The organism is Chamaesiphon sp. VAR_69_metabat_338 (genome assembly GCF_031423935.1).
Lineage (GTDB): Bacteria > Cyanobacteriota > Cyanobacteriia > Cyanobacteriales > Chamaesiphonaceae > Chamaesiphon.
The window spans coordinates 1-2,002 of the sequence record NZ_JANPGM010000584.1 but is presented as its reverse complement, the minus strand read 5'-3'; the positions used below and the strand labels follow the sequence as shown (position 1 = coordinate 2,002).

Here is a 2,002-nt window from a genome sequence, read left to right as displayed (position 1 = left end):
GTTGAGTTAAAAGTTTACCCCTCCTCTTTCAAAACTGTGGGGCCGCTCTCGTTCGACTGAATGGCGTTCCTCGCTACTTCACACGAGAGCTGCGGTTGTATAGAACGGTGATGTTATTCTTACAGGTCATTTCTGCAAACTTTCTGACTGTTTGCACTAACTAATTAGATTTAACTCCTGCAATCTTATTTAATCGGCACTTATTTCAGCCAGGTATATCGAGAGCCAGTAAACCCCTCAAAAGTCTTTGCCAATGATGAAGCCGCTTTTATCGGTCGGCTGCGAGCTGCCAATTGTGGGGGCGGATACTACGATCCGGATTGGTTGGTGCGATCGATTAATCCGGATAGAGACTTCATCGTGATGAAAGATGGATTATCACTCAAGATGCCCACCCAAAGCCTCTATACTCCCGCTGCGAAAATTCTCGTTGGCGAGCTGGTGGGAGCCGCAATGCCCAACAACCTGATGAAGATCGATCGCTATGTGGCAATTAGTAATGCTGGTCGGTTGCCAAGTGCGCCAGTCTCTAATATCTACTGGAACTGCGACCCCCAAACCGCGATCGATCTGGTCGCCAGCATGACCCAAGCGTTAAACCAATTAGCCATCCCGTTTGAACTCCAAGTCGAGGGACGACTCGACTCTTACCATCGGGTAGAACCATTAATCTTGGGAGTACTTTGTACCGATTACGGCAAAGCCGCACCACTATTGCACCAAATCGCTCGGCTTCATCCAGTGCGTAATGGTATCCCACCACTTACCACTCAACTCGCACCAGGGATCGGTGTTGCCGAAACAGCCAATCCCGAAATCGATTTTGCCGATTTATGCTGTCGATCGATCTCGATCGGGATAATTAGTTGTCTCGAACATCCCGATCCGGTGACACAGATCGTCGCGATCGAAACAGAATTAATTAAAAATGGAATTATCAATCTTAGTTCACATCTAGCTCATATCTTAAATACATATAAAAACTGGCATATCGGCAATAATTAACCGCAGCGATAGTTTGGCTATTATATATATTCTATAGTTCTATTGCTACTAAAATGAACAATATCCAATTTGCTACTACTTGGCTAAAATCCGATCGCTACCTCGTGCGATCGAGATAAGCAGGCAGCCTGTATCGCTCGTCTAGAGAAGTTTTTGCAACTCCTGTCAGATATAAGCCGCAGACTCGAAATTATATTTGCAATCTATTACAAGCTCGAAAACCGAGCTTGTTTTTTATTAGGTGTTAATTTTGGCGAAGGGTCTTTGCTCGATCCAGATCGTTTTGAGTGCTTAAAGCTAATAATAGACTGGTATTTGGCGAACAGCGTGGAATGCTTTTCGCAGCTACTCGTAAATCGACAAATATTTTTTATCAGATGTGATAAATATCACTGGATTATTCAAAAATAGTGAATAATATTGATTCATGAGCGAAGTTAATAACTTCTGCTTCAAAAACAAACAATTGAGTAATCAGAAAACCCCGAATATTATGTCTAAAATTCAAATCTCCGAACTGAACGCAACTGGTACTGAATTATTTCAAGGAGCTGAAAGCTTCTTGACCGAACTGCAACCAATGGAAGCAAGTGCTATTTACGGTGGTGCCTGTGTTAAGAAAGCTCGTGGTAATAAAGCTGCTGGCAAGAGATCCGGTGGCAAGAGCAGTGGTGGTTGCAAGATGGGTAAATCCTCTGGTAAATCTTCTGACAAAACTTCAACTTGCGGTAGTGTGCCTCCAATCGTTGTGCCTCCTGTCACTCCTCCTACTGGTAATAATTAATTAACCTCTCAGTTTGGGAATCCAATCACATTACATAATAATTGACTTGGGTTCTGCAGATAACGTTCTAAGTGAGATTCAAATTAGAGCGGTGTTTGAGTTAATCTGGTGGTAGCGGCTGAAAATTTTGGATCTTCGCTCTACCACCATGCTAAATCTGAGTCGTATTAAAAATTACCCCGCACCAGGTAGGATGTTGAGCTTCCTCCTGGT

2 protein-coding genes are annotated in these 2,002 nt (G+C 43.4%); both read left to right on the top strand.

Annotated elements, in window-relative coordinates:
- Positions 1–363 precede the first annotated feature (363 nt).
- Positions 364–1,005, top strand: a complete 642-nt coding sequence (locus RMO84_RS16095; protein ID WP_310489451.1) for a T3SS effector HopA1 family protein — start codon at positions 364–366, stop codon at positions 1,003–1,005.
- A gap of 493 nt (positions 1,006–1,498) precedes the next feature.
- The gene (locus RMO84_RS16090) at positions 1,499–1,789 is read left to right on the top strand and encodes a hypothetical protein (protein ID WP_310489450.1); all 291 of its coding nucleotides are present in this window, start codon (positions 1,499–1,501) and stop codon (positions 1,787–1,789) included.
- The last annotated feature ends 213 nt before the right edge of the window (positions 1,790–2,002 follow it).